Annotated in this window: 3 protein-coding genes and 1 pseudogene; 2 read left to right on the forward strand and 2 right to left on the reverse strand. The window is 63.4% G+C overall.

Going from position 1 to position 3,325, the window contains the following annotated elements:
- Positions 1-138 precede the first annotated feature (138 nt).
- Positions 139-435 (reverse strand): annotated as a pseudogene (locus ACPXB3_RS22185) (transposase); the annotation flags it as partial.
- Between the two features lie 190 nt (positions 436-625).
- Between ACPXB3_RS22185 and istA the strand changes: the two are divergent.
- Both istA and istB read left to right on the forward strand, forming a co-directional pair.
- Positions 626-2,176, forward strand: coding sequence for an IS21 family transposase (gene istA / locus ACPXB3_RS22190; protein WP_425729780.1), 1,551 nt, complete (start codon positions 626-628; stop codon positions 2,174-2,176).
- A gap of 56 nt (positions 2,177-2,232) precedes the next feature.
- A complete protein-coding gene (istB, locus tag ACPXB3_RS22195; protein WP_425729782.1) occupies positions 2,233-2,994 on the forward strand; it encodes an IS21-like element helper ATPase IstB in 762 nt (253 codons plus the stop codon).
- Between the two features lie 13 nt (positions 2,995-3,007).
- Here istB and ACPXB3_RS22200 read toward each other — a convergent pair.
- Positions 3,008-3,325 (reverse strand): transposase (locus tag ACPXB3_RS22200; protein ID WP_425729784.1); only part of this gene is annotated, 318 nt, incomplete at its 5' end.

The raw sequence follows: 3,325 nt of genomic DNA on the forward strand, positions 1-3,325 counted from the left end.
AGTTTCGGGGTGATGTGCGGACGGCGGTGGAGGCGAGTAAGGAGTTCTTTACGCGGCCGGTGGAGAATCGGGTGCGTATGGCTGATGGTTTCGTGCCGTGGGGGATTTTGGGGATCTCCTGACGTTCTTGTGGGTGGTTTACAGCCACGGCAACTCTGGACAGGCGCCGCCGCGGGTGAGTTCGGCCATCGCGATCAACGCCGCAGGTGTATGAAATCCGTACGCCCGCTTCGTCAACGCTCTCAGGTGGGTGTTCGTGGCTTCGCTACGCGCGTTGGACAAGTTGTGTTTCAACGCATTACGGATTCTCCGGTTGTAGCGCCCCAACGTTTTCCCCAACGCGGCGATCTCGGGTATCGGACTATCGCGCGCCCACACTTGTACGCCACTCAACGCGATCAACCCACGCCGCCCAGGCCGGCGAACCGCGTCACGTGTCAGCGGTCATGTAATTCCCCAGGTTGAGGCGGTTGTCCGTCACGTAATTCCTCACCGGGCTGTCACGTAATTCCCCACCCTGGGGCGTGTCGGCTGTGGTTGGGGTGCTGCTACAGGTTCGCTCCTGTCAAGGCCTCATTCCGGGGGTCTTGGGAAGGGGCCCGAGGTGGCACGGAGGACATGGACGATGACGCAGTTGTTGGAGTTGTTTCGGCATTGGCATGCCGGGCGCTCGCAGGTACAGATCTCCCAGGCGTTGGGGCTTGATCGGAAGACGATCCGCAAATATGTGGCGCCGGCGTTGGCGGCGGGCATGGTGCCAGGCACCGGTGCGAGCTTCGATGAGGCGATGTGGCGTGCGTTGATCGCCGACTGGTTTCCCGAGGTCGTGGATCGGTCGGTGCGGTCGGTGACGTGGCCGGTGATCGCCGAGCATCACGAGTGGATCAAGGGGCAGCTCGAGGCGACGGTGACGGTCGCGACGATCGCGCAGCGGCTGCGTGATGATCATGGCGTGGAGGCGTCAGAGTCATCGGTACGCCGTTATGTCGCTGCGCGTTTCGCTGACCAGGTCAACGAAAACAAGGCGACGCCGCCGCGCGGACCAGTGCCCGTAGGAGAAGAAGTGCAAGTCGACTACGGCAAGCTGGGGATGTGGAATGACCCCGAAACCGGCAAGCGTGTCGCGGTGTGGGCGTTCGCGATCATCCTGGCCTACTCGCGCTGGCTGTTCGTGCAGCCGGTGCTCAAAATGGACCAAACCTCCTGGTGCGCTTCACATGTGGATGCGTTCGAGTTCTTCGGAGGCACTCCAGAACGGATCGTGTGTGACAACCTCAAGACCGGGGTGACCAGACCGGATCTCTACGACCCCATACTCAATCGTGCCTACGCCGAACTCGCCTCGTTCTACGGTGTGTTGATCGATCCGGCGCGCGCGTTCAAACCGAAAGACAAACCGCGTATCGAACGTCAGATGCCCTACATTCGGGACTCGTTCTTCAAAGGCCGCGAGTTCTCCAGCCTGGCCGACATGCAGCAGGGCGCGCGGGACTGGTGTGTGAATGTCTACGGAGCTCACGCGCACCGCGGGATCGACGGTATGACGCCGGCCGAGTTGTTCGGGCAATCCGAACGAGATGCGTTACACCCGTTGCCGCCCAGACGATTTGAACTCGTCACCTACCATGTGGGCAAGGTCGCCCCGGACTGCCACGTCAAAGCTGGGCCCGCGTTCTACTCGGTGCCGTGGCGGCTGATCGGCCAGCGTGTGCGGGTACGCACATGCGGGGACGTGGTCCAGGTCTTCACCGACGACACGGTCGTGGCCACCCACGTCCGCCACCTCGGTGGCCGCGCCACCAACTACGAGCACTACCCGCCCCACAAAGTGGCCCACCAGTTACGCACCGTCGTGTGGTGCCGGGCACAGGCCGAACAGATCGGGGAACACGCGGTAGCCGTGGTCGCCGAACTCTCCCAGGTCAACGCCATCCACCGGCTCCGCGCCATCCAAGCCATCGTGGGCTTACGCACCAAGTATCCCGACGACCGCATCGACGCGGCCTGCGCCCGCGCTATCAGAGTCGGCGATGTCCGGGCACGCACCATCAAAGGCATCCTGATCGCCGGCACCGAACACGACGACACCGCCGCACCTCTGGCGCTGGTGCCACCGGCGTTCCTGCGCGGCCCGCAGGCCTTCGCCGATGACACCGACTCAGCCGCCAACCAGTAGACCACAAACACTAAACCCTCTCGCCAACACACTCTTTCGCATCAAAGGACATTCCCATGACCATTCACGACCCCAGCCTGCGCGCCGCGCTCAAAGCGTTGAAACTGACCGGCATGCTCGACACCCTCGACACCCGACTCGCCCAAACCCGCGACGGGAAACTCGGGCACCTGGAGTTCCTGCAGGTCCTCTGCGAGGACGAAATCGCCCGCCGTGACACCGCCGCGCTGACCCGGCGGGTACGCCGCGCCCGATTCGAACAATCAGCGACCTTCGACGACTTCGACTTCACCGCGAACCCGAAACTGCCCGCCGCGATGCTGCGGGACCTCGCCGCGCTGCGCTGGCTCGACGCCGGCGAATCGGTCATCCTCTACGGACCAGTCGGAGTCGGCAAAACCCACATCGCCCAGGCACTCGGCCACCAAGTAGCACTCCGCGGACACGACCTCCGATTCGTCAAATGCGCCCGCATGCTCGCCGACCTCGCCGGCGGACACGCCGACCGCACCATCGGACAACGCATGCGCGAATACACCCGCCCCGCCGTACTCATCATCGACGACTTCGCCATGCGAGAGCACACCACCACCGGCTCCGACGACCTCTACGACCTCGTCTCCGACCGTGCCATCGCCGGCAAGCCATTGATCCTGACCAGCAACCGCGCACCCAAAGACTGGTACCCCCTGTTCCCCAACCCCGTCGTCGCCGAATCACTGCTCGACCGCCTCATCAACACCAGCCACCAAATCCTCATGGACGGCGCCTCCTACCGACCCCGCAAACGTCCCGGACGCACCAACGCCACCAACTAAATCTCGAATACCGCTAACCTGTACCCAGCACACCCCACCTGAGGAATTCCGTGACGGAAACCCCTGAGGAAATACGTGACCGTCGACAATCACGCAGCTGCTCTTTGAGCATGTACGCCTCAAACAGGTCACTGTTGTCGCGGCGCAACTGCTCGACCACACCACGCTGATCTGCGGTTTGCTCGGCGTGGCTTTTGCGGACCGCCCACATCGCACCCGCCAGGCCGCCACCGTGAGCGGCCAGGGTACGGCGACGAACCTTGTCGACCATCGACCCGGCCCACTGAATCATGTGGAACATGTCCAAGCACTGCACCGCCTCCGGTGCCTG

Origin of the sequence: Gordonia sp. DT219 (genome assembly GCF_049847065.1) — a bacterium.
Taxonomy (GTDB): domain Bacteria; phylum Actinomycetota; class Actinomycetes; order Mycobacteriales; family Mycobacteriaceae; genus Gordonia.